Genomic DNA, 22,940 nt, shown 5'->3' with positions numbered 1-22,940 from the left:
CCGTTCGCCAATGCGCGCCGCTGCACGCGCCGCAGCCTTCGACCTGCCCCGCTTGCTGACGATGCGCTTGCAGTCCGACGTCTTCCGCCCGCCCATCCACAGTCGATACGAACCGTCATGTCGCACCGCCTTTCGCTCGCCATCGCCGCCCTCCTCGCCGTTTCCCCGTTCGTTGCCGAGGCTCGCCCGCTCGCGCGGCCACCGGTCGAACGCGACTTCAAGAACTGGTCGGTCGTCTGCGACAACGGCAATCGCTGTATCGCGGAAAGCCACGCCGACGATATCGACGACGCACGCACCGGCCTGATCCTCCGCGTGACGCGCGATGCCGGCCCGGACGCGCAAGCCTCGCTCGACCTCTACGCGTCGGCGCCGATCGACTTGCGCACCGCACGCGTGGATGGCCGGCCGTTCGATGCGATGCCGGCGCAATGGCATGCGTTCGGCGACAAGAGCGACGACGACGCCCGCCCGCTCCGGATCCGGACCAGCGATCCGGCAACGGTGGCCGCGTGGCTGGCCGCGGCGCGTAATGCGCAACTGCTGAGCTTCGGCGATCCGGCCACGACGTCCACCGCACGCACGCCGTTGTCGGGATTGAATGCCGCGCTGCTGCTGATCGACGACACGCAGGGCCGCGTCGGTACGGTCACGGCGCTGCTGCGCCCGGGCACCAAGCCTGCATCGTCGGTGCCGGCCGCGCCCGCGTTGCCACACGCCGTCACGCCCGCGCCGCCGGCCGCCTCGGCCCTGTCGGCCGCCGAACAGCGTCCGCTCGTCGATGCGGTGCTCGCGAAATTCGGTGCCGACGTGAAGCAATGTGCGGCCGATGTCGAAGACGAAATGTCGGCGAGCGACCGCAGGAAAGCATCGCGAGCCGTCGCGATGTCGTCCGACGAGGCGCTCGTCGCGATCCCGTGCCAGACCAGCAGCATGTATAACCACACCGATCTGTGGTATCGCGTGCGGCGAACTCCGCCGTATGCGCCGGCCGCGATGAACTTCGGCGAGAACGCGAACGCGGGCCTCGATTCAGCGTCGTTCGCAAACGAATTGACCGACGCCGGCTACGATCCCGCCAGCGCGACGCTGTCGAGCAAGGTGAGGCTGCGCAGTGCCGGCGATTGCGGCTCGACCGCATCGTGGATCTTCGACGGCCGGCGCTTCATGCTCGGCGATATCGCGACGCACGGCGCATGCAACGGCCTGTTCGACGATCAATGGCCGCGCCTGTATCGACGGGCCGATGCGGCCGGAAGCCGCTGACGCACGTATCGCACCGAAACACGCCTGCAGAGATAACCCATAACAAAACGAGGGGCCGAACCATGCATCACCCATTCATCGCCGCGTCGGGCCACACGGCCGCGCCGCGGGGCACGCGCGGCTGGCGCAGCGCGCTTGCGTTCGCGCTGATCGCCATCACCGCATTCGTGTCGACACCGGCGCGCGCGGCAGACGCCGACGAGTCGGTCGAGATCCCGTTCTGGTCGCGCGACTGGACCGGCACGATCGGCAATCGCCATGTCGAAGTGTCTTTGTCGCGCGTCGCCGATACGATATCCGGCTGGTACTGCTACGCGCCATGCGCGTCCGACAAGCGCTATCGGCTTGCGTTGAAGGGTTCGCTCGATCCGCACGGCACGACGCTGTCGGAACGCGACAGCGGCGCGAAGACGAATGCCGATCGCGTGACGGGCACGTGGCGCGCCGCTTCGTTCGACAATGCGGTCACCGGCACATGGACCGCCCCGGACGGCAAGCGCACATTCCCTGTCTCGCTCGCGCAGAAGCGCGTAGGCAGACCATTCCCCTACGACATCCGCCTCGTCGCCGACCATCTGCCGGACGATGGCGGTTCGTGCAACGACGCGCCGCAGGTCACCGCGATCCGCTTGTACGATCACGACCGTCTCGTGCAGACGCTCAAGACCGATTCGCGAGGCACCTGCAACCTGTTCACACCGGATTTCGCCGACGTGAACTTCGATGGCTGGCCCGACCTGATGCTCGCACAGTCGATGGGGGCCGGCCCGAACATTCCGTATCAGACGTGGATCTTCAACCCGAAGACGCGGCGCTTCGTCGATGCGCCGCAGGGACTGCAAGACATCACGTCGCCGGATTTCGATCCGGTTCACCGGATCATCTGGACGGGCTGGCGCGCGAGCTGCTGCGAGCATGGCGTGACGACCTACCGCTGGCAGGGCAACGACGTGAAGGAGGTCGATTCCGCCAGCAGCTACTTGCTGCCGGTGCTCGACGGGAACACGCGCCGCTATTGCTACGTCGTGCCCGGCTACGACAACGGCCATATCGAGTATCCGCAACGCATCGAGCAGGCCGATACCGGGCTGCGCTCGACGCTGGGTGCGCTGAAGGACTGCGAAGTGGGTGATTCGCCGCAGATGTCGCGCGTGTATATCGACATCTGGAAACCGGGTGCGCCGGGCAGCGCCCCGACGCTCGTGCGTACCGAAAAGGTCGCTTGGAAACGTACGTCAACGCGCGCCGGCACGAAGTTCTGCCCGGACGTGCCGTTCTACGACAATGGCCGCATCCGCCGCATCCTGTTGCGCGACGATCCCGACCAGTGCAGCGACTCGAATCCCGACAAGAGCTAGTGCGCGGTGCGCCCGCGAGGGCGTACCGGCGTCGCGTCACGGTGCCGACGATCGTCTGCGGAAAAACGCATTCTATGCGGCGCGTCCCCATAAGCAACCAACGATTCGTTCTAAGGGCAGCCGCACACGTGCTCCTATAATCGCCGGACGGCAGGCCCCCTCGACCTTCACAACAACAAACGGAGCAACCATGACCGATCAGGCCCATTCGAACTGGCGTCTCGAAACCATCGCCGTGCACGGCGGTTATCGTCCCGACCCGACCACGCGCGCGGTCGCCGTCCCGATCTACCAGACCGTTGCGTACGCATTCGACGACACGCAGCACGGCGCCGACCTGTTCGACCTGAAGGTCCAGGGCAACATCTACACGCGGATCATGAATCCGACGACGGACGTGCTCGAGCAGCGGATCGCCGCGCTCGAGGGCGGCATCGGCGCGCTCGCGCTCGCGTCGGGGCAATCCGCCGTCACTTACGCGATCCAGACGATCGCCGAAGCCGGCGACAACATCGTATCCGCGAGTTCGCTGTACGGCGGCACCTACAATCTGTTCGCGCACACGCTGCCGCAGTACGGGATCACCACGCGCTTCGCCGATCCGCGCGACCCCGCGTCGTTCGAGCCGCTGATCGATGCGCGCACGAAGGCGATCTTCGCGGAATCGGTCGGCAACCCGCTCGGCAACGTCACCGACATCGCCGCGCTCGCCGAGGTCGCGCATCGCCACGGCATCCCGCTGATCGTCGACAACACGGTGCCGTCGCCGTACCTGCTGCGCCCGTTCGAGCACGGCGCCGACATCGTCGTGCACTCGCTGACGAAGTATCTCGGCGGCCACGGCACGAGCCTCGGCGGCGCGATCGTCGATTCGGGCAAGTTTCCGTGGGCCGAACACGCGGACCGCTTCAAGCGACTGAACGAGCCGGACGTCAGCTATCACGGCGTCGTCTATACCGAAGCGTTCGGACCGGCCGCGTATATCGGCCGCGCCCGCGTGGTGCCGCTGCGCAACATGGGCGCGGCGATCTCGCCGTTCAATGCATTCCAGATCCTGCAGGGCATCGAGACGCTCGCGCTGCGGGTCGAGCGGATCAGCGACAACGCACTGAAGATCGCGCAGCACCTCGCGCGCCACGAAAACGTCGAATGGGTGAACTATGCGGGCCTGCCCGATCACCCCGACCATCCGCTCGTCGCGCGCTACCTGTCGGGCCGCGCGCCGGGCATCCTGACGTTCGGCGTGAAGGGCGGACGTGACGGCGGTGCGAAGTTCCAGGACGCGCTGAAGCTGTTCACGCGGCTCGTCAACATCGGCGACACGAAGTCGCTCGCGACGCACCCGGCATCGACGACGCACCGGCAACTGTCGCCGGCCGAACTCGCGAAGGCCGGCGTGAAGGAGGAAACGGTGCGGCTGTCGATCGGCATCGAGCATATCGACGACCTGCTCGCCGACCTCGACCAGGCGCTCGCGCAGCTTTGAGCGGAACGGGCGCACCGGCTTGCCGGTGCGCCCGCATCGAACCGCTTGACCCTGGAGCGGCTTCAAGGTGTTCAATCTCCGGTTGATGCCCGGGCGACGCCCGGCGCGTACGATCGTGCCACGCAGCGTCCGACTGCGACGCGCCAACCGCCGAGAGGACTCATGACACCGACCGCAAAGCTCGCGCTGCTCACGTTACCGCCCGTGCTGGCGGCCTGTTTCGGCGCGCTCGCGGCCGCGTGGCGTGCGCCCGGCCCGAAAACGTCGAGCGTGATCCAGCATTTCACCGGCGGCATCGTATTCGCGGCCGCCGCGCTCGAACTGCTGCCGCAGGACCGCGCGCATGCGTTGTTTCCGGTCGTCGTCGGCTTCGTGCTCGGCATCGCGCTGATGCTGGCGATCCGCGCGCTGTCCGGCGCGATCGAGACGCGCTTCGAGCAAGCGCGTTTGCCGGTGAGTCTGATCATCGTCACCGCGATCGACCTCGTCGTCGACGGCCTGGTGCTCGGCATCGCCTTTTCCGCGAGCGACGAAAGCGGCATCATCCTGACCGTCGCGCTGACGCTCGAGGTGCTGTTCCTCGCGCTGTCGGTCAGCGCGGCGCTGGCCGCGGCCGGCATCGGCCGCATGCTGTCGATCGTCGTGCCGGTCGCGCTCGCAGCGCTGCTGAGCGTCGCGGCCGTGGCCGGCAATGCGGCGTTCGCGGGGTTGCCCGCGAATGTCTATGCGGTGCTCCTGGGATTGGGCACCGTCGCGCTGTTGTACCTCGTCACCGAAGAATTGCTGGTCGAAGCGCACGAGGTGCCGGAAACGCCGTTCGCGACGGCAGCGTTCTTCATCGGCTTCATCGTGTTCTTCCTGATCGAAGGATCGGTGAAGGCCGGGTAGGCCGCGCGCAACGGCGTGGTGGCTACCATGTCGTCGCGCCGGTTGGATAAGTGTCGACGATACGCGTGCCGTTGACCGGCGTGACACCCGCGTTGCGCAGTGTGGTCCACAGGTCGATCGCATGTTCGCGCGATTTTCGGCTGCCATCGTCGGTCAATACGTTCAGCGCGATCACTTGATCGCGCGTCGTCAGCTGCAGTTGTTCCTTCAGCTTGCGCGACTGATGCGACGCAGTGCGGACGTCACCGAGCATGATCCGTTTCTCCGTGATGGTCGGCTCGTCACCGGGATCGGCCGGCACGAACGTCAGCCGGCCGTTGTCGATCTCGCATTGCCCGCGCGCGAACGTCGCGGTCCACGCGCCGGCCGGCACGGCCGCGAACTCGCAGCGCATTTTCTCGTTCGCGCGGATGCCGAGGTCGTGCGCCGGCACGTGCGACAGCGCACGTTCCGGCCAGCCAGCCGCCATCGCGGCCGTCGACGTCAGGCACGCCGCCAGCACGATTCCTTTCGCGATATTGCGCATCGCACGCTCCTTTTCCGTAAATGCGGCCGACGGGCGTCGTCCCGGTCGGCCGCGAATCAACGATCAAAGCACCGCGAAGCGGTTGTCGTGCGCGTCGACCATCGGCGTCTTCTCGCCGCGATGAACGGTCGAGCGATGAATTTCCCGATTGCGCGCGACGGCGGCCGGACTCGCCGGATAGTCGTGATTGGGGCTCGGGATCACGCCGTCGTGGCGCGCGCGCACCAGCTCCTGAATCACTTCCTGACGGCTTTTCGGCTGCGCGACCACGGCTTGCGAGAAGGCTGCTATCGACAGCGCGCCAGCGGCCATGGCGATCAGCGAGTGCGGAATGTTCATGTGGTTGGCTCCTTACTGGAATTCCGTGACAGAAGCCTTCACTTTGATCCCGAGGCGGTGCGGATTCGTGATCGCCTGATGACGGTTTCGTCACCGTTCCGACGATGTTTGATGTCCGCCGACCATGCGCTATCGACGCACACCCATCTTCATGCGGTCGGCGCGTGGCGGCGCGCGAACGGGGAACCGCGCACGCTGGCCGGCGGCACGCGGACGACGGGCATCGTCAATCCCTCGGCGGCTGCCCATGCGCACTGCGTGACGAAAATTTCATGTTCCGATCAGGTTCACGATGCGTCGCATCGCTACGATCGGAACGGTAGCGGGCCCTGCCCGTTCCCACCCACGCAGCGGGTCGCTGCCGCACGGCACGATCACGCATTAGGCCCGGACTCGTCGAGCGCCGGGCCATTTTTTTACGCGTGTCCGACCATCACCGCGGGGAATTGCGCTGCGGGTACACGCACGGATGCGTTTTCACATACAGGTTCGGATTGCCGCACCGGTGCCCGGCATAGTCGACCGGCTCGCCAGGCGTCAGGTCGGTCGGCGCGGGCTTGCGCGCGGCGGCAGAAGCGGTGGCCGTGGCGCCGGAACGTGTCGATGCGCAGCCCGCGAACAACGGGACGATCAGGACTGCGATCAAGGCAAGGCAAATAGCGGGACGATGCAATTTTCGATCCGGAAGAAGGTCTGAACGGCGCCGCCCGCTATCGATGCTGCTGCCGCGGTCGGCACGTATTCCGTCGGCACGCTCAGCCAACGGCAGACTGCATGTTCCGCTTCCCGCTCATCCCACCCATGACGCGAACATGACGGTTGCGTCATGTCGATCGAGTCCGCACGGCGCACCTCCACGCCGGCAATCTGACGCATTTTTCATCTCGCGATCACGATCACGCACGGCTGCTTTCGCATACTGGGTCCACGGTTCGCCACCCGGCGGCCCTGATCAAGGAGAGCACTCGATGAAAACGGCAAAACTCGCAGCACTGTTCGTCACCGCCACGCTGTCGCTCGGCATGGCCACGCAGGCCGCATTCGCGCAGACGCAAACGCAGGGCAAGACCCGCACGCAGGTCGTCAACGAACTGAAGCAGGCGCAGCACGACGGCGTCGTGCCGATCAGCAAGACGCAGTACCCGCCGACCGGCGAGCTGGTCGCGCGCAACAAGGAGCTGCACGGGGTTTCGGTGCATGGCGGCGAGAAGAAGCCGCAGACCGACAACCACGACAACCTGACCGCACAGAAATGACGCTCGGTCAACCGACCGCGGGCAGCGTGCCGCGCGCGGCCGCCTCATGGCGAACGCGCGGGCGTGCCCACCGGCGGTGTCAGGTAGGGATGGCCGCCGGCCGGTTCAGCTCGGCCGGCCGCCGCGGAAAGCGCAGCCAGAACGTCGTGCGCCTGCCCGGGTCGCTGTCGACGCCGCATTCGCCGCCGTGATTGTCCATGATCGACCGGACGATCGCGAGCCCCAGCCCCGTCCCTTGCGCGGAATTGTGCCGAGACGGATCGACGCGATAGAAGCGCTCGAAAATCCTTCCGACATGCTGGGCCTCGATGCCGGGCCCCGTGTCCGACACGGCGATCGTCGTCGCACCGCCCTGCTCCACGCAATCGATCGTCACGATGCTGCCGCGCGGCGCGTAGGCCAGCGCATTCGACAGCAGGTTGCTCAGCGCACGCTGGTACAGCGTCAGATCCGCATCGACCCACGCATGGCCGTCGACCTTCACCGTCACGCCGGCATCCTCCGCAAGCGGCTCGTAGTAGCCCGCGACGCGCCCCGCCTCTTCCGACGCATCCAGGCGCCGCACGCTGATCGACGTGCCGGCCTGTTCCGAACGCGCCAGGAACAGCATGTCCTCGATCATCCGCGACAACCGCTGGTATTCGTCGATGCTCGACTCGATCACGTTCCGGTATTCATCCGCGCTGCGCGGCTGCGACAGCACGACCTGCGCGGCCGCCTGCAGGTTCGTGAGCGGCGTGCGCATGTCGTGCGCGAGATTCGACGAGAACTGGCTGAGCCGCGTGAACGATTCGTTCAATCGCTCGAGCATGCCGTTGAACGCGTGCTCGAGCTCCTTCAGCTCGCCGGCCGTATCGAGCGCCGGCAGCGGATGGGCGAGCCGGCTCGTCGACATCTGTTCGGCACGCGCCGCGAACCGCCGCAGCGGGCTCAGCCCGAGCGCCGCGATGCCGTATGCGATCGCGGCCGCGAGCACCACGCCGAACACCTCGATCACGACGATCGTATAAGCGTGCGTGCGCAGCAGCAGCACGTCGGCGCTGCGGTCGTACTGCACCACGACGCGCACCACGGGCGCACTTGCGCCCACGCCGGCCAGCGGCACATTCGTCACCAGATACTGGTGCCGTGTGCCGGGCGGCGCGACGCCGACCGGCACGCGCCCCGCATCCAGCGACATCAGCGGCCCGTACGGGCGGAAGCCGGGCGTGCCGACCAGGCGCGTTCCCGTGGCATCGAAGATCGCGAGATCCATGTTCGGATGCCCGTGCAACTGGTCGATCCAGATGTCGATGTTGCGCGCGACGTCGGCCGTCGTGCGCGCCTCGGCCAGGTGCGTGCCCAATGCGGCGGAAATGCCGGCCATCTGCTCGGCTGCCGTCGTGTCGACGCGGTTGCTCAGCGCTTCGTACAGCGCGACGCCGCTCGACGCGAGGATCACCGACGTCGACAGGATGATCAGCGCGGTCAGCCGGCCGCGCAGCGTCCGCGGCAGCAGGCGCGCGATCATGCGGCCGCGCCGCCGCGCGCTTCGAGCACGTAGCCCATCCCGCGCACCGTGTGGATCAGCTTCGGTTCGTACGCATCGTCGATCTTCGAGCGCAGACGCCGGATCGCCGAATCGACGACGTTCGTGTCGCTGTTGAAGTTCATGTCCCACACCTGCGACGCGATCGTCGCGCGCGGCAGGATCTCGCCTTCGCGGCGCATCAGCAGCCACAGCAGCGCGAACTCCTTCGCGGTCAGCAGGATCGTGTCGCCCTGCCGCGTGGCCTTGCGGCGCGTCAGGTCGAGTTCGAGATCGGCCACACGAAGCGTGTTCGAATCGCGCGGCTGGCCGCGCCGCAGGATCGACTTGATGCGCGCGGTCAGCTCGACGAAGTCGAACGGCTTCGCGAGATAGTCGTCCGCGCCCAGTTCGAGCCCCTTCACGCGATCGCCGACGTCGTCGCGCGCGGTGAGGAACAGCACCGGCGTCGACTTGCTGCGCCGCAGGTTCTGCAGCAGCGTCCAGCCGTCCTGCCCGGGCAGCATCACGTCGAGCACGAGCAGGTCGTACTCCTCGGTTTCGGCCTGGTGCTGGCCCGTGATGCCGTCCTCGACCCAGTCGACGACGTAGCCGGCCTCGGTCAGCCCCTTGCGCAGATACGCGCCCGTCTTCGGTTCATCCTCGACAATCAGAATTCGCATCACGCATTACCCTTGAAGAAACCCAGCCGGTGCATCATGCCCGCGGCGAAACCGCCGCGCAACGCCGCGCGCCACGACACCGCATGGCTCACGCGGTACAGCACCGGCAGCACCAGCAGCGTCAGCGCGGTGGACGACAGGATACCGCCGATCACGACCGTCGCAAGCGGACGCTGGACCTCGGCGCCGGTGCCGGTCGCGAACGCCATCGGCAGGAAGCCGAGCGACGCGACCAGCGCGGTCATCAGCACGGGCCGCAGCCGCGTGAGCGCGCCGTCGCGCACGGCCGCGTCGAGCGGCATGCCTTCGTCGCGCAGGTTGCGGATGAACGAGATCATCACGAGGCCGTTGAGCACGGCCACGCCGGACAGCGCGATGAAGCCGACCGCCGCCGTGATCGACAGCGGAATCCCGCGCAGCCACAGCGACACGACGCCGCCGCTCAGTGCGAACGGAATGCCGGTGAACACGAGCAGCCCATCCTTCACGTTGTTGAACATCACGAACAGCAGCACGAACACCATGAACAGCGCGAGCGGTACGACGAGCTTCAGACGCTCGCTCGCGCTTTGCAGCTGCTCGAACTGGCCGCCCCACGACACCCAGTAGCCGGCCGGCACGCGCACGTCCTGCTGCAACTGCTCGCGCGCGTCCGCCACGAACGAGCCAACGTCGCGGCCGCGCACGTTCGCGCTGACGACCACCCGCCGCTTGCCGTCCTCGCGGCTGATCTGGTTCGGACCCGGCGCCACGTCGATCGTCGCGAGCTCGGCCAGCGGCACGTATGGCGCCGCCGCGAGCGGCGCACTGGCGCCGGCCGCGGGCGCCGGCAGCGCGATCGGCAGCCGCTTGATCGCCTCGATGTCGGTACGCAGTTCGTCGGGCAGCCGCACGACGATGTCGAAGCGGCGGTCGCCCTGGAACAGCGTGCCGGCCTTCTGCCCGCCGACGGCCGCAGCCACCGAGTCCTGCAGGTCGGCGACGCTCACGCCGTAGCGCGCGAGCTTGTCGCGGTCGAGATTGACGGTCAGCACCGGCAGGCCCGTGGTCTGCTCGACCTTCACCTCCGACGCGCCCGGCACTTTCTGCAACGCGGCCGCGATCTGCTCGCCGGTCTGGTTCAGCACGGCCATGTCGTCGCCGAAGATTTTCACGGCGACGTCGCTGCGCACGCCCGAGATCAGTTCGTTGAAGCGCAACTGGATCGGCTGCGAGAACTCGTACGCATTGCCCGGCAGTTCGGCGAGCGCGTCCTCGATCTCGCGCACGAGCTGCTCGCGCGGCTTGTTCGGGTCGGGCCACGTGTCGGCCGGCTTCAGCATGATGTAGCCATCCGACAGATTCGGCGGCATCGGGTCGGCCGCGATCTCGGCCGTGCCGGTGCGTGCGAACACGCGCTCGATTTCGGGGAAGCGCGCCTTCAGCGTCTTCTCGATCGACTTCTGCATCTCGACCGACTGCGACAGGCTCGTGCCGGGAATCCGCAGCGCGGCCACCGCCAGGTCGCCCTCGTTCAGGCTCGGGATGAACTCGCTGCCGAGCCGCGTCGCGAGCCCCAGCGTGACCAGCACGATCGCGGCCGCCCCGATCATCACGCGCATCGGGCGCGTCATGAACGCGGCGAGCACCGGTTCGTACGCGCGCCGCGCCCAGCCCATCAGCCGGTTCTCCTTCTCCTCGACCCGCTCGCCGATGAACAGCGCGACGGCCGCCGGAATGAACGTGACGGTCAGCACCATCGCGGCCGCGAGCGCCATCACGACCGTGATCGCCATCGGGTGGAACATCTTGCCTTCGACGCCGGTCAGCGCAAAGATCGGCAGGTACACGACCATGATGATCAGTTGCCCGAAAATCAGCGCGCGGCGCGCCTCCTGCGATGCGCCGAACACTTCGGCGAAACGCTCGTCGCGCGTGAGCGGGCGCCCCGCCGCCGACTGTGCATGCGCGAGCCGCCGCACGCAGTTCTCGACGATCACCACCGCGCCGTCGACGATGATCCCGAAGTCGAGCGCGCCGAGGCTCATCAGGTTCGCGCTCACCTTCGCGTTGACCATCCCGGTGAAGGTCATCAGCATCGACAGCGGAATCACGAGCGCGGTGATCAGCGCCGCGCGGATGTTGCCGAGGAACAGGAACAGCACGGCGATCACGAGCACCGCGCCTTCGAGCAGGTTCTTCTTCACCGTCGCGACCGCCTTCTCGACGAGCACCGTGCGGTCGTACACCGGAATCGCCTTCACGCCGGCCGGCAGCGTGCGGTTCACGTCGTCCATCTTCGCGGCGACGGCCTTCGACACCGTCCGGCTGTTCTCGCCCATCAGCATGAACACCGTGCCGAGCACGACTTCCTCGCCGTTCGACGTCGCGGCGCCGGTGCGCAGCTCGCGGCCGATGTCGACCACGCCGACGTCCTTCATGCGCACCGGCACGCCGCCGACGTTGGTCAGCACGATGTTCGCGATGTCGTCGACGGTGCGCGCCTGGCCCGGCACGCGCACGAGATACTGCTCGCCGCGCTTTTCGATGTAGCCGGCGCCGACGTTGTCGTTGTTGCGCTCGAGCGCCCGCACGACGTCGGCGAGCGTCAGCCCGTACGACATCAGCTTCGCCGGATTCGGCGCGACGCGGTATTCCTTCACGTAGCCGCCGATCGAGTTGACCTCGGTCACGCCGCGCACGTTGCGCAACTGCGGCCGCACGACCCAGTCCTGCAGCTCGCGCAGGTCGGCCGCCGTATAGCGCGTGCCGTCGGGCTTGCGCGCGTTGGCGTCGGCTTCGACGGTCCACAGGTAGATCTCGCCGAGGCCGGTCGACGTCGGCCCCATCGCGGGCGCAATGCCGGCCGGCAGCTTGTCCTTCGCCTCCTGGATGCGCTCGTTGACGAGTTGCCGCGCGAAGTAGATGTCGGTGCCGTCCTTGAAGATCACGGTGACCTGCGACAGCCCGTAGCGCGAGATCGAGCGCGTCTGTTCGAGCCCCGGCAGCCCGGCCATCACGGTCTCGACCGGATAGGTGATGCGCTGCTCGGCCTCGAGCGGCGAGTAGCCGGGCGCGGACGTGTTGATCTGCACCTGCACGTTGGTGATGTCGGGCACCGCGTCGATCGGCAGCCGCTGGTAGCTGAACACGCCCAGCGCGGCCACCGACGCGATCGCCAGCATCACGAGCCAGCGGTGCGCAATCGCAAAGCGGATCAGGCGCTCAAACATGTCGGGATTCCTTGAAGCGGGGAACGGTCGTCCGCACCGGGCGAGCCGCGCGGCCGGTCACCCGGCCGATTGGAAAGCGGGCCGCATGGCGGGCCGCCAGTCGCGCCACGGCGCACGCGTATTGCTGTTCATTCATGTTCCGCGCTCCCCTTGCCGAGTTCCGCCTTCAGCACGAAGCTGTTCGACGCCGCGTATTCCTGGCCCGGCTTGAGCCCCTTCAGCACTTCGGTCGCCCGTTCGTCGCGCCGGCCCGTTTCGACGGCCTGGGCGACGAAACCCTTCGACGAGCGTACGAAGACGGACGGTGCGCCGTCGACGTCCTGCAGCGCGTCGCTCGCGACCGCGAGCGGCACGCCCTGCTTGCCCGCGTCGACCGACACGTTCACGAACATCCCGGGCCGCCATACCCCGTCCGGGTTCGGCAGCACGACGCGCGCCGGCGCGGTGCGCGTCTGCTCGCCGAGCAGCGACCCCACGTACGCGATCGGGCCGCTCGAACGCGATTCGAACGCGGTCGCGATGACCGTTGCATCGCGACCGACCCGCACATCGTTCAACCGCTGCGCCGGCACGGCCATCTCGGCCCATACCGTCGACAGGTCGGAGATCACGAACATGCTGGCGTCGGCGGCGATCGCTTCGCCCGGCGTCGCATGTTTCTCGACGATCGTGCCGGCGAACGGCGCGCGCAGTTCGTAACGGTTCAGCGCGCCTGCGCCAACCGGCGCATTCAGCGCGGCAAGCTTCTGCCGCGCGTTCTGCACGGCGATCTCGGCCTCGCGTAACTGCACCTGCGCCTGCTGATAATCCTGCTCGGCCGAAATACGCTCCTTCCACAGCGTGCGTTCGCGCTCGTAGGTCGCACGCGCGCCCGACAGCCGGCGCTCGGCCGTCAGCAGTTCGCTGCGGCGGTCGGCCAGATCGGTGCTCGCGATCACGGCGAGCACCTGCCCCTTCGCAACGTTCTGCCCGAGCGACACCGACACCTGCTCGACGATGCCGGCCACGCGCGGCACCACGTGCGCGGTGCGATCCTCGTTGAACTTGATCTCGCCAGGGAGCTGGAACGGCGTCGCGATCTGCGCGGGGCCGGCCTTCGCCAGCGCGATCTTCGAGGTCGCCAGCTGCGCGTCGGTCAGCGCGATCGCGCCGTCGGCGCGGGCGAACGGGAACGACGCGGCTTCATTGCCCGCCTTCACGTCGATCGTCGCATCGAACACGTGCGGCTTCGCGATCGACTGCGCGGACACGAACTTCTGGCCGGCCGCGTCGAAACGCAATGGTTCGTGCGTGCGGTCGTAGCGAACCAGCGTGCCGGACACGGTGACGCCCTTGTCCACCGGCTTGCCGTCGATGGACGGATAGACGATGAGGCGCGCATCGCCGGGCTTCTCCGTCATCACGATTTCGACGGACAGCCTGCCGCGCTTGAGCACGACGCCGCCGCGCTCGCCGGCGGCTTCGGCGGACGAAGCGGCGGCAGCCGCCGATGCGGACGCGCCGTTGCCGCCGCCGTTGCGCGTGACGCCGAGTGCGCCGATGACGATCCCGGCACTGCCGAGCACGACCGCCGCGATGATCAGGATTCTGTTGCGTGACATGGTGATCCTTCAGGTAAAAGAGGCGTCCGTTGCGCTATTGCGCGACCGGTGCAAGCGATGCGAGCGGCGTACCGACGAGCCGGCCGATGTCGGCGCGGGCCGTGTGGGCATCGGCGAGCGCACGCACGTATTGCGACTGGCCCTGAAACAGCGTGCGCTGCGCGTCGAGCACGTCGAGGAAGCTGAACTTCCCGAGCTCGTAGCCGCGCGACATCGCGTCGAGCGCGAGACGCGCGGCCGGCAGGATGTCGGACTTCAGCCGCTGCGCTTCCTGTTCGGCGGCCTCGAAATTCGCGTATGCCTGCGTCAGCTCCAGCCGCAAGCGCGTGCGTTCGCGATCGAGATCGGCGTTCGCGCGCGTGGCCTTGTGCGTCGCCTCGAGCAACGCACCCTTGTTCGTGTCGAACAGCGGGATCGGGATCGACACGCCGACCACCGCCTGGTTGTCAGGCACGCCGCCCGTGGTCACGCGCTTCACGCCCGCGCTGACCGTCACGTCCGGCATGCGCCGCGCGCGCTCCAGCGACACAGCCGCGTTCGAGCGCAGCATTTCGGCGCGCGCGACCCGCGCGAGCGGAGCATCGTCGAGCTGCACGGTCAGCGCGGACAGCGGCTCGACCGGCGGCACGGTTTCCAGGTCGCCGCGCGCCGCGAGCCGGTCGTTGCGCGCTTCGCCCATCACCGCGTTCAGCTTTTCGCGCGCGACGTCGACACGGCCGCGCGCGGTCACGACCTCGATCTGCACGCCGGCCGCCGCGACCTGCGCCTTGGTCGCCTCGACCGGCGACACCTTGCCGGCCTGCGCGCGTCGCCGCGCGAGATCCGCAGAACGCGCGGCGATCGCGGCCGACTCCTCGGTCACCTGAAGTTGGCGCTGCGCGGCGAGCAGCCCGTAGAACGCGGCGATCACGTCGGCGCGCACGGCCGCGCCCTGCTCGTCGAGCGACGCGTTGGCCGCCTCGCGGCCATACGATGCGACGTCGAGCCGCGCGCGGCGCTTGCCGCCCAGTTCGATGGTCTGGTTGATCAATGCGGTCGACGTGCGTTCCGCGCGGCTGAAACCTTCCTGCAGGAACGAGATTTCGGGATTGGGGCGCGCGCCGGCCTGCATCAGTGCGCCGGCCGATGCAGCGACGTCCGCGCGCGCGCCGCGCAGCGCCGGATTGTTTCGCGCCGCGACCGCGAGCGCATCGGATAGCGTCAGTGACGATGCTGGAAGTGCGTCGAATGGCGGTGCGCCGATCGGCGCGGCGGCGGCAGCCGGAGCCGGCGACAGCGAGGGCTGCGCATGAGCCGTCGCGGCCATCGCAAAGACGATGGCCGCGGCGAGGTTGAGCTTGAGCATGTTCGGTTCTGCGGTAACGGTTCGCGACCGATGCTACGGACCGGCCGCAGTGCGAACATGAGGCGAAGATGATATTTCCGTCATGTTGGGCGCGATGTACTCGCCGACCCAGCGTGCATATCTGACCGGATTCGAGCGCGTTGACCCGTGTACCTCCACCGCTCGCGTGCGACGGCACACCGAATCTATCCGGACGAGATTTCGATGTTCCGTTCGATTCGAGCGATACGTCAATCGCCGAGCCAAGGAGACTATCCGCGTATTCTCGAAAATCAAACGCGCCCTTGCTTCCCCCGCCGCCGCTGCACGAGCCAGTCGAGCAGTTGCCGCCCGTCGCGTTCGCCGAACCAGCGCGCATGCCCGATCAGGTAACCGTCGTACGCAATGTCCACAATCCCCGGCGCATCGATGATGCAGCCGAAATACGCAACCTCCGACAGCGCGAACTCCGTATGCACGATCGGCAGCAGCGCGACCAGCGCCGCATACGCATCGTCGCTCAGCGGTTCGAGCGATTCGTAGCCGTCGAGCAGCGCGTCGATCTGGTCGTATTCCACGCGCCGCGCATCGGCCGGCGCCATCCAGTCGACCGTATTGCGCTCGATCGCGAGCGCGACGTCCATCACCGCGCAAGTGCGGTCCGACAAGCCGAAATCGAGCACCGTCCGCACCTGCGCACCAGGCCCCGCATCGGTCCACAGCAGGTTCGACGCATGCCAGTCGCCGTGCGTCCACAGCGGCGTCAACGTGGGCAGCAACGGCACGAGGCGCGCGTGATACGGCCCGATCGCGTCGGCCACATCGCCGCGCCAGTCACGCGAGCCGAGCGCGCGCACGAGCAACGGCTGCGCATCGACCCAGCGTTCGAGCGCACCCGCCAGATCGGCGGACGACAGCACGCGAAAACTCGACAGCAGCGTCCGCACCGGCCGCGCGGGCGCATCGTAGCCGGCCGCCGCGCGATGCAGTTCGGCCAGCGCGCGGCCGGCCGCGTACGCATGCGACGGATGCGTGAACGGCTGCCACGACATCACGCCGCGATACGGATCGACACCGGGCGCGAGCACATGCACCTCGTACGTCCACTCGCCGGATGCAAACGCGGTCGCACCGTGACGATCGGCCAGCACGTCCACCACCGGCATCCCGCGTTCGCGCAGATGCGCGATGAAACGATGCTCTTCCTCGAGCCCCTCGACATCGCGCAGGCTTGCGTGATGTCGCTTGACGAACAACCCGCGGCCGTCCGCCATCCGCACGAGCACCGCTGCCGCGAACTGCCGCGGGCTGTGCCACGTCAGCCGCACCGGCTCCCCCACGCCGTCGATCCGCGCGAGCACGGCCGCCACTTCGTCGTGCGTGATCAGCGGCCAGTCGCGTTCGGCTTGCTCGCCGTCCACGCCGAATTGCGGCGGCGCGACGTCGCGCGACAGGGGGCCGTCCGGCTCGAGGGGGAATGACATGAACGGCGTTGCTCCGTGGTTGAATCCGTGAATCAGCGTGTGCCGCCGCCCGACGCGAGCGGGCCGCCCGATGCTGCCCGCAACGCGGCGGCCGTCCGGCTCCAGTCGCGCCAGCCGACGACGGCCAGCCCGATGAACAGCGCATACAGGCCGGCCGTCAGATACAGTTCCTTGAACACGAACATCCCGACGTACACCACGTTCACGACGATCCACAGCCCCCACGACGCGATGTAACGCCGTGCGGTCCAGTATTGCGCGACGAGGCTGAACGCGGTCAGCGACGCATCGACGAACGGCAGCGCCGCATCGGTCCAGCGCGCCATCATCCCGCCGAGCAGCGCGCTGCCGATGACCGCCGCGATCAGGTCGGGCAGCATCGTGAGTGGCCGCACGCCGGTGACAGGCGCGACGTCGCCGGCAGGCGCCGCCTCGCCGCCGGCCTCGCTCGCGCGCTGCGCGAGCCAGCGCTGCCAGCCGTACACCTGCAGCACCGCGAACGCGCCCTGCAGCAGCATGTCCGAGTACAGCTTCGCATCGAAGAAGATCCAGCCGTACAGCGCGACCGACGCGAGGCCGACCGGCCAGCACAGCATGCGCCGCTTCGCGGTCAGCCAGATCGCGAGCGCGCTGACGATCACGCCGGCGATTTCGAGGGGGGACATCGTCTGTGCTCTCCTGGTGGGCTGCCGGGGCCGCGCGTCACGCGGCCGGTTCCGGTCGGTCAGAAATCATAGGTCAACGATACGCGCGCGGTGCGCGGCGCACCCGGGAACAGGTATGCATCGCCCTGCTGCTCGCCTGCGTCGCGCCAGTAGAACTTGTTGAACAGATTGTCCACCGACACGCGCAACACCGTACGATGGCCGCCGATCTTCGTCGTATAACGCGCGCCGAGATTGAACACGAACCACGACGGCACGCGCGCTGTGCCTTCCTCGTTCGCGTTGCGCGCCGCGCTGTATTCCACGCCGCCGAGCACGTTCAGGCCCGCGACGCCCGGCACCGCGTAGTCCGCATACAGCGACGCGCGCAGCGCGGGCACGTTGATGATCTGGTGCCCTTCGTAGGCGGGCGACCCCGAATCGTAGGCCCGGGCGCGAATCGCCGCGACGCTGGCCGTCAGCCCCAGCCGCTCGGTCACGCGCCCGGCCGCGCCGAGTTCGATCCCCTGGTGCCGCTGCGTGCCGCGCTGCACGAACGTGTAGGACCTGCCCGATGCGTCAGGGTCCGCGAACTGGAACGGCTTGCTGATCGAGAACACGGCGGCCGTGAGGCTCAACCGGTCGAGCCAGTCGTATTTCGCGCCGACCTCGATCTGGCGCGATTCGACGGGCGGCAGGAACGCATACGCGTTGGTCGCGCGCACCGGCGCCTGGTCGCCGAGCGACAGCGCCTTGCTGTACGACGCGTACAGCGACAGCACGTTCACCGGCTTGTAGACGAGCGCGACTTGCGGCAGGAACACCGAACGGTCGGTATGCGTCGTCTCGCCGTCGAGGCTGCTCCAGCTGCGCTGGCGCAGCAGCACTTCCTTGCCGCCCGCGAGCACCTGCCAGTGTTCGCCGATACTGATGCGGTCGAGGCCGAACACGCCGTACTGCCATGCGTCGAGGCGCGGATACGATGGCCCCGGCGCATTCGGCGACGGCGGGAAAGTCAGGTCCGGCCCGTAGATATTCTCGCTGCCCACATAGTCGTACACGGCGTCGGCCATGTGCACGACGCGGCGCTGCACGCTCACGCCGAGCGTCAGTTCGTGCCGCAGCGGCCCCGTCGCGAACTTGCCGGTCGTGACCGCGCGCAGATCGTCGTTGCGCCGGTATTCGCCGGGGCTGCGGAAGTCGTACACGTCGTAGTCGCCGTTCGCGCCGAAGAAGAACGGCGACGTCGCGCCGGCCGCGCAGCTCGCCGCGTACGAGCAGCCGTACGCGAACGCGCTGTTGTCGTCGATCATCGTGCGGCTGCGACCCGCGGCGATGTATGCCTTCCAGTCGTCGTTGAATTGGTAGTCGAAACGCGCGTTCAGGTTCAGCGCATCTGTCGTCACCGGTTTCGCCCACGGCTGCGTGCCGAGCGCCTTCGACGTCGTCTTCACCGACGGCACGACGGTGCCGCCGAGCAACTGGTAGCCGGGTGCGGAACGCTGGATCCACTGCTGGAATTCGGCGTTCAGCTGCAGGCTCGCGCGGGGGCTGATGTCCCAGTCGGCGGCGATCGAGCCGAACGTGCGTCGTCCGTTCGTGCCGTCGATATACGAGTGCATGTTCTCCTTCGCCGCATTGATCCGGAACCCGAACTGATTGTCCGGGCCGAAGCGGCGGCCGAGATCGACGGCCGCCGACGTCGAGCCGCGGCTGTCGACGCCGCCCGTCACGCTCGCGACGTTCGCGGAGCGCTTGGTCACGAAGTTGATCACGCCGCCCGGCGCGACGACGCCGCTGTCGATGCCCGCGAGCCCCTTCAGGATCTCGACGCGCTCCTTGTTCTCGAGCGGCACGTTCTGCTCGCCGGACACCGTCAGCCCGTCGATCCGGATCGCGCTCGCGAGATCGACCGGAAAGCCGCGGATCGCGAAGCCCTCGAAATAGCCGACCGGCGCATAGTCGTTGACGACCGACGCATCGTTGCGCACCACGTCGCTCAGCCGCTTCCCCTGCTGATCGTCGATCAGCGCGCGCGTGATGACGTTCACCGACGCCGGCGTGTCGCGCAGCGGCGCGTCGTCGAGCCCCGCGACCGACGCTTCGCGCGCGCGCAACGCGTGGCCGCGCTCGCCGCTCACGGTGATCGCGGGCAGCGTCGCGCTGCCGGTTGCATCGGCGCCTGACGCAGGTGTGTCGCCCTGAGCCGCTGCGGCCTGCGCCGCGAAAAGCGTGACGCCGAGACCGACACCGAGCCCGACCTTCGCGCGCCGCCGACGTGCGCGTGCCGCTGTTGTTCTATTCACCGTCATTGTTCTGGATGGAAAACTCGCCATTCGACCTGTCGAAACCCGAAACCCGTTAGGAAGCTGCGAAGCGCGCGTCAGCGAACGCCGCCGCGCCCGTCGCCGGACGCGTTCCGTCGACACGATATTCATCGGACGAACCCGACCCTGCGGCGTGCAAGCGGGCCGGCCGGTCGGGACAACGCAGGATGGGACATCGGATTCGGATGACGCGCCGCAAACCGATGCAGCGGCCGACGGGTTCGTCGGGTGCCTGTCGGGCGGCCGGCTGCGTCGCGCGGTCGTGTCATGCGGGGGACGCTTCGAACGCCCCGGTTCGGGCGGCGGGCAGTCGGGCCGGCCGTTCATCGGAACGGCGGCCTGTCCGTCGCGCGACATCGCGGCGTGGCGCGCATTTTACCCCGGGCGGGGCATAGAGCCGCGGAATCGGGCGGAACGGGAAACGGGAAACGGGAAACGGGAAGGCGGGAACGGGGACGAACGGTGCGGGCGGCACGATAACGGCGGCGATGCCAACGATGCGGTCGCGATTCGCCTCGTGCGTGCCGGCCACTGAGGCCGGCGTCATCATGCGCCGGTCACGCGGCCTGGAACCGGAGCGGGAATGGCGGCCCCGCTACCGGTTCATCAGTCGCTCGCTCAAAACCCCTGCATCGTCACGGTCGGATCGACGACCAGATGCACGACGCCGTAAATCACCGCGCCGACCAGCAGCGCAAGCAGGAGCGCCACGAACGGCAGCAGCGTGAAGTTGGCGTTCGCGAGATCGTTCGCATGCGCCTTGCTGTTGCGTACGCCGAAAAAACTCCACAGGACCAGGCGAACCATGCCGAGCAGTTTCATGATGGGCTCCTTTATCGAATCGGTTGGCGCTATCGTCGATCCGGACGGCATTCGAAAAAAGCAGCAGTTGCGTGCGCTTTTCGCGCAGCAGGCCATCTGCGGCGGCATGTCGCACGCACGTCAGCGGTCGAGTACGAGCGGCTCCGTCGCCCCTTCTGCGGGCCGTGCGACGCACAGCAGCGCGCAGCCGGGTTCGATCGCCGCATCGGGCGTTTGCGCGTAGTCGACCGCGCCGGACAGCACGCGCGTCGCGCACGCGCCGCACGACCCGGAGCGGCATTCGGACGGCACGGCCACGCGCTGCCCTTCCGCGAATTCGAGCAGCGTGCCGTCGGCGGGCGTCCACGCGGCTTCGCGCGCCGTGCGCCGGAACACGACCGGCACGCTTTCCGTCGCAGGCTTGGCAGTTGCCCGGGTTGCACTGCGCGAAACGCTCGACGGCCCGAACGCCTCGAACCGGATGCGTTCGTCCGGCACGTTCAGCGCGCGCAGCCCGTCGTACAGGTCGCGCATGAATGCCGACGGCCCGCACAGATAGAAATCATAATCGTCGAATGAAAGGGCCCGCTTCAATTGCCCGATGTCGATGCGACCGGCCCGCGCACCCGAGCCTTCTTGAGGATGACTGTCGAACCAGTGAAGCGACACGCGTGCATCGGTGGCCGCGATGCGCACCAGTTCCGCGGCGAACGGCCGGTCGGCCGCTTCGCGTGCGCCGTGCACGAACACGACACGACGCGACGGCGTGTCGTCGGCCAGTGCCCGGCGCAGCATCGCGACCATCGGCGTGATGCCGATGCCGGCCGACACGAGCACGGCCGGGCGCGGGCTTGCGAGATCGAACGTGAAGCGTCCGCGCGACATCTGCGCGTCGAGCGTCATGCCGGCCTGCGCATGATCGTGCAGCCACGCCGATACGCGTCCTTCGCGCTTCACGGTGATCCGGTAGTGTGCGCCGCCCGGCGCGTTGGACAGCGTGTAGCTGCGCATCGTCGGCGCGTCGCTGCCCGGCAGCGCGATGCGCAACGTCAGGTGCTGACCGGCTTCGTACGCAGGCAATGTGCTGCCATCCGCCGGTTCGAAATGGAACGACCGGATCGCGCGCGCTTCGTCGACGATCTTCGCGATGCGCAGCGACCGCCATGCGGGCGCCGATGCGGATGCGGGCGCGGACGGCGCAGATCCGGCCGCTGCCGCCCCGCCACTCACCGCCGCCGCCATCGCCGCGAACTGCGGCGCCCGCTCGACGGCCGACCACCGGAACGGCAGCACCGCCCGCATGCGCCGCACTTCCCGCACGTGGAAACGCACGACGCGCTGCGCGCCGTCGAACGATGCGACGACCGGCCCGTCCCACACGATCTCCGCGTGCGCGGCGACATACAGCACATCGCCGGTGTCGAAATCGACGAACAGCAGCCCCGCTCGCGGATCGTGCCGCAAATTGCCCAGCGTATTGAAGAACCGGTTGCCGCTGAAATCGGGCGTCGTCAGCGTGCGCGCATCGTCGACGCGCACGAAGCCAGGCATCCCGCCGCGATGCGACACGTCCGCGCCGCGCGCCGCGCCCGCCTCCGCCGACGTGTTCGCACTCGCGACGAAGAACGTATCGGCCTGCGCGAGCAGCGCGCGGTCCGCGTCGCTCAGCGCATCCGATACGTCCGGCGCGACGGCGGCCGCGACGTCCCGAGCGACGAAGGTCGGCTTGCGGCCCTGGATGTACTTCGCGCAATTGCCGAAGCTCTGCTCGACCGCGATCGTCAGCGCATCGCCGTCGACCGCACGCACGACGCCGTTCACGCGATTGCGCCGCCGCGTATCGAATTCGATCCCGAGCCCGCCGAGCGGTGCGCCCGCCTGCCACGCGCCGGCCAGCGGATCGCCCGGCAGCGCGCGCGCCGCGATGCGCAGCGTGCGAGCGTCCGGCGACGTGACGAAACCCGGCGCACCGGCCCGCAGCGTCGCCCACGGCTGGCCGCTTGCATCGACGCCGCCGAGCACGAAGAACGGCAGTTGCGCGAAAAACGTCCGGTGCTGGTCCGGCATGAAGCGCCGGATCCCGCGCCGGCCGGCCGCGCCCGCCGCGTCCGTCACGCCTGCGCGCTGCTGCACGGCAAGCTCGCCCGCGTGAAACGGCGCGGTATCGAGTTCCCAGCCCGGTACGACGGCGGTCGGCGCATTCATCACGTTCTCCTGAACAAGCGCGGCGGCAGTGAG

18 protein-coding genes are annotated in these 22,940 nt (G+C 68.2%); 5 read left to right on the top strand and 13 right to left on the bottom strand.

The features are described from left to right. Positions 1-117 precede the first annotated feature (117 nt). The 4 genes from J8I33_RS04430 to J8I33_RS04415 all read left to right on the top strand — a co-directional run bounded on the left by J8I33_RS04430 (position 118) and on the right by J8I33_RS04415 (position 4,998). On the top strand, positions 118-1,266 hold the full coding sequence (locus J8I33_RS04430) for a DUF1176 domain-containing protein (RefSeq protein ID WP_209924669.1): 1,149 nt from the start codon (positions 118-120) through the stop codon (positions 1,264-1,266). 62 nt (positions 1,267-1,328) lie between these two features. Beyond that, a complete protein-coding gene (locus tag J8I33_RS04425; RefSeq protein WP_209924668.1) occupies positions 1,329-2,624 on the top strand; it encodes a nitrite reductase in 1,296 nt (431 codons plus the stop codon). Between the two features lie 190 nt (positions 2,625-2,814). Then, positions 2,815-4,110: an aminotransferase class I/II-fold pyridoxal phosphate-dependent enzyme gene (locus J8I33_RS04420; RefSeq protein ID WP_209924667.1), complete on the top strand. Its 1,296-nt coding sequence runs from the start codon at positions 2,815-2,817 to the stop codon at positions 4,108-4,110. Between the two features lie 162 nt (positions 4,111-4,272). Next, positions 4,273-4,998 carry a hypothetical protein gene (locus tag J8I33_RS04415; protein WP_050014495.1) on the top strand — a complete coding sequence of 242 codons (726 nt, stop codon included), beginning with the start codon at positions 4,273-4,275 and terminating at the stop codon, positions 4,996-4,998. Positions 4,999-5,020: 22 nt separating this feature from the next. Here the strand turns inward: J8I33_RS04415 and J8I33_RS04410 are convergent, their stop codons facing one another. The 3 genes from J8I33_RS04410 to J8I33_RS04400 form a co-directional block, all read right to left on the bottom strand. After that, entirely contained in the window at positions 5,021-5,524 is a 504-nt protein-coding gene (locus tag J8I33_RS04410; RefSeq protein ID WP_209924666.1) for a hypothetical protein, read from the bottom strand. A gap of 63 nt (positions 5,525-5,587) precedes the next feature. Next, positions 5,588-5,863, bottom strand: coding sequence for a DUF4148 domain-containing protein (locus tag J8I33_RS04405; protein ID WP_050014493.1), 276 nt, complete (start codon positions 5,861-5,863; stop codon positions 5,588-5,590). 642 nt (positions 5,864-6,505) lie between these two features. Further along, positions 6,506-6,739 carry a hypothetical protein gene (locus J8I33_RS04400; RefSeq protein WP_209924665.1) on the bottom strand — a complete coding sequence of 78 codons (234 nt, stop codon included), beginning with the start codon at positions 6,737-6,739 and terminating at the stop codon, positions 6,506-6,508. A gap of 92 nt (positions 6,740-6,831) precedes the next feature. Between J8I33_RS04400 and J8I33_RS04395 the strand changes: the two genes are divergently transcribed. Next, on the top strand, positions 6,832-7,119 hold the full coding sequence (locus tag J8I33_RS04395; protein WP_209924664.1) for a DUF4148 domain-containing protein: 288 nt from the start codon (positions 6,832-6,834) through the stop codon (positions 7,117-7,119). Positions 7,120-7,198: 79 nt separating this feature from the next. Here J8I33_RS04395 and J8I33_RS04390 read toward each other — a convergent pair whose 3' ends face one another. The 10 genes from J8I33_RS04390 to J8I33_RS04345 all read right to left on the bottom strand — a co-directional run bounded on the left by J8I33_RS04390 (position 7,199) and on the right by J8I33_RS04345 (position 22,907). Beyond that, complete coding sequence (locus tag J8I33_RS04390) at positions 7,199-8,629, bottom strand: heavy metal sensor histidine kinase (protein ID WP_209933418.1); 1,431 nt, start codon at positions 8,627-8,629, stop codon at positions 7,199-7,201. Beyond that, positions 8,626-9,309: a heavy metal response regulator transcription factor IrlR gene (gene irlR, locus J8I33_RS04385; protein WP_006490455.1), complete on the bottom strand. Its 684-nt coding sequence runs from the start codon at positions 9,307-9,309 to the stop codon at positions 8,626-8,628. Before irlR ends, J8I33_RS04390 begins: the two co-directional genes overlap by 4 nt. Continuing rightward, positions 9,309-12,521 (bottom strand): CusA/CzcA family heavy metal efflux RND transporter, encoded by a 3,213-nt coding sequence (locus tag J8I33_RS04380; protein WP_209933414.1) that lies wholly within the window; start codon positions 12,519-12,521, stop codon positions 9,309-9,311. The genes irlR and J8I33_RS04380 overlap by 1 nt, the downstream gene beginning before the upstream one ends. Positions 12,522-12,649: 128 nt before the next feature. Further along, a complete protein-coding gene (locus J8I33_RS04375; protein ID WP_209933413.1) occupies positions 12,650-14,122 on the bottom strand; it encodes an efflux RND transporter periplasmic adaptor subunit in 1,473 nt (490 codons plus the stop codon). Between the two features lie 34 nt (positions 14,123-14,156). After that, positions 14,157-15,467: a TolC family protein gene (locus J8I33_RS04370; protein ID WP_209933408.1), complete on the bottom strand. Its 1,311-nt coding sequence runs from the start codon at positions 15,465-15,467 to the stop codon at positions 14,157-14,159. A gap of 272 nt (positions 15,468-15,739) precedes the next feature. Further along, the gene (locus J8I33_RS04365) at positions 15,740-16,930 is read right to left on the bottom strand and encodes a phosphotransferase (RefSeq protein WP_209933403.1); all 1,191 of its coding nucleotides are present in this window, start codon (positions 16,928-16,930) and stop codon (positions 15,740-15,742) included. A gap of 32 nt (positions 16,931-16,962) precedes the next feature. After that, the gene (pnuC, locus tag J8I33_RS04360) at positions 16,963-17,595 is read right to left on the bottom strand and encodes a nicotinamide riboside transporter PnuC (protein WP_050014479.1); all 633 of its coding nucleotides are present in this window, start codon (positions 17,593-17,595) and stop codon (positions 16,963-16,965) included. Positions 17,596-17,654: 59 nt separating this feature from the next. Beyond that, positions 17,655-19,886: a TonB-dependent siderophore receptor gene (locus tag J8I33_RS04355; RefSeq protein ID WP_209933396.1), complete on the bottom strand. Its 2,232-nt coding sequence runs from the start codon at positions 19,884-19,886 to the stop codon at positions 17,655-17,657. A gap of 633 nt (positions 19,887-20,519) precedes the next feature. Continuing rightward, entirely contained in the window at positions 20,520-20,723 is a 204-nt protein-coding gene (locus tag J8I33_RS04350; protein ID WP_050014477.1) for a DUF2970 domain-containing protein, read from the bottom strand. Between the two features lie 120 nt (positions 20,724-20,843). Next, complete coding sequence (locus tag J8I33_RS04345) at positions 20,844-22,907, bottom strand: pyridoxamine 5'-phosphate oxidase family protein (RefSeq protein ID WP_209933391.1); 2,064 nt, start codon at positions 22,905-22,907, stop codon at positions 20,844-20,846. Positions 22,908-22,940 lie beyond the last annotated feature (33 nt).

It is taken from the genome of Burkholderia sp. AcTa6-5 (genome assembly GCF_017815075.1).
Classification (GTDB): domain Bacteria; phylum Pseudomonadota; class Gammaproteobacteria; order Burkholderiales; family Burkholderiaceae; genus Burkholderia; species Burkholderia sola.
The sequence above is the reverse complement of the archived record's forward strand: the minus strand, read 5'-3'. Positions and strand labels throughout refer to the sequence as shown.

Excerpts from the sequence above, each read along its gene's own strand:
- J8I33_RS04430 (WP_209924669.1), top strand. The coding sequence starts at position 118 with ATGTCGCACCGCCTTTCGCTCGCCATCGCCGCCCTCCTCGCCGTTTCC.
- J8I33_RS04425 (WP_209924668.1), top strand. The coding sequence starts at position 1,329 with ATGCATCACCCATTCATCGCCGCGTCGGGCCACACGGCCGCGCCGCGG.
- J8I33_RS04420 (WP_209924667.1), top strand. The coding sequence starts at position 2,815 with ATGACCGATCAGGCCCATTCGAACTGGCGTCTCGAAACCATCGCCGTG.
- J8I33_RS04415 (WP_050014495.1), top strand. The coding sequence starts at position 4,273 with ATGACACCGACCGCAAAGCTCGCGCTGCTCACGTTACCGCCCGTGCTG.
- J8I33_RS04410 (WP_209924666.1), bottom strand. The coding sequence starts at position 5,524 with ATGCGCAATATCGCGAAAGGAATCGTGCTGGCGGCGTGCCTGACGTCG.
- J8I33_RS04405 (WP_050014493.1), bottom strand. The coding sequence starts at position 5,863 with ATGAACATTCCGCACTCGCTGATCGCCATGGCCGCTGGCGCGCTGTCG.
- J8I33_RS04400 (WP_209924665.1), bottom strand. The coding sequence starts at position 6,739 with ATGCGTCAGATTGCCGGCGTGGAGGTGCGCCGTGCGGACTCGATCGAC.
- J8I33_RS04395 (WP_209924664.1), top strand. The coding sequence starts at position 6,832 with ATGAAAACGGCAAAACTCGCAGCACTGTTCGTCACCGCCACGCTGTCG.
- J8I33_RS04390 (WP_209933418.1), bottom strand. The coding sequence starts at position 8,629 with ATGATCGCGCGCCTGCTGCCGCGGACGCTGCGCGGCCGGCTGACCGCG.
- irlR (WP_006490455.1), bottom strand. The coding sequence starts at position 9,309 with ATGCGAATTCTGATTGTCGAGGATGAACCGAAGACGGGCGCGTATCTG.
- J8I33_RS04380 (WP_209933414.1), bottom strand. The coding sequence starts at position 12,521 with ATGTTTGAGCGCCTGATCCGCTTTGCGATTGCGCACCGCTGGCTCGTG.
- J8I33_RS04375 (WP_209933413.1), bottom strand. The coding sequence starts at position 14,122 with ATGTCACGCAACAGAATCCTGATCATCGCGGCGGTCGTGCTCGGCAGT.
- J8I33_RS04370 (WP_209933408.1), bottom strand. The coding sequence starts at position 15,467 with ATGCTCAAGCTCAACCTCGCCGCGGCCATCGTCTTTGCGATGGCCGCG.
- J8I33_RS04365 (WP_209933403.1), bottom strand. The coding sequence starts at position 16,930 with ATGTCATTCCCCCTCGAGCCGGACGGCCCCCTGTCGCGCGACGTCGCG.
- pnuC (WP_050014479.1), bottom strand. The coding sequence starts at position 17,595 with ATGTCCCCCCTCGAAATCGCCGGCGTGATCGTCAGCGCGCTCGCGATC.
- J8I33_RS04355 (WP_209933396.1), bottom strand. The coding sequence starts at position 19,886 with ATGACGGTGAATAGAACAACAGCGGCACGCGCACGTCGGCGGCGCGCG.
- J8I33_RS04350 (WP_050014477.1), bottom strand. The coding sequence starts at position 20,723 with ATGAAACTGCTCGGCATGGTTCGCCTGGTCCTGTGGAGTTTTTTCGGC.
- J8I33_RS04345 (WP_209933391.1), bottom strand. The coding sequence starts at position 22,907 with ATGAATGCGCCGACCGCCGTCGTACCGGGCTGGGAACTCGATACCGCG.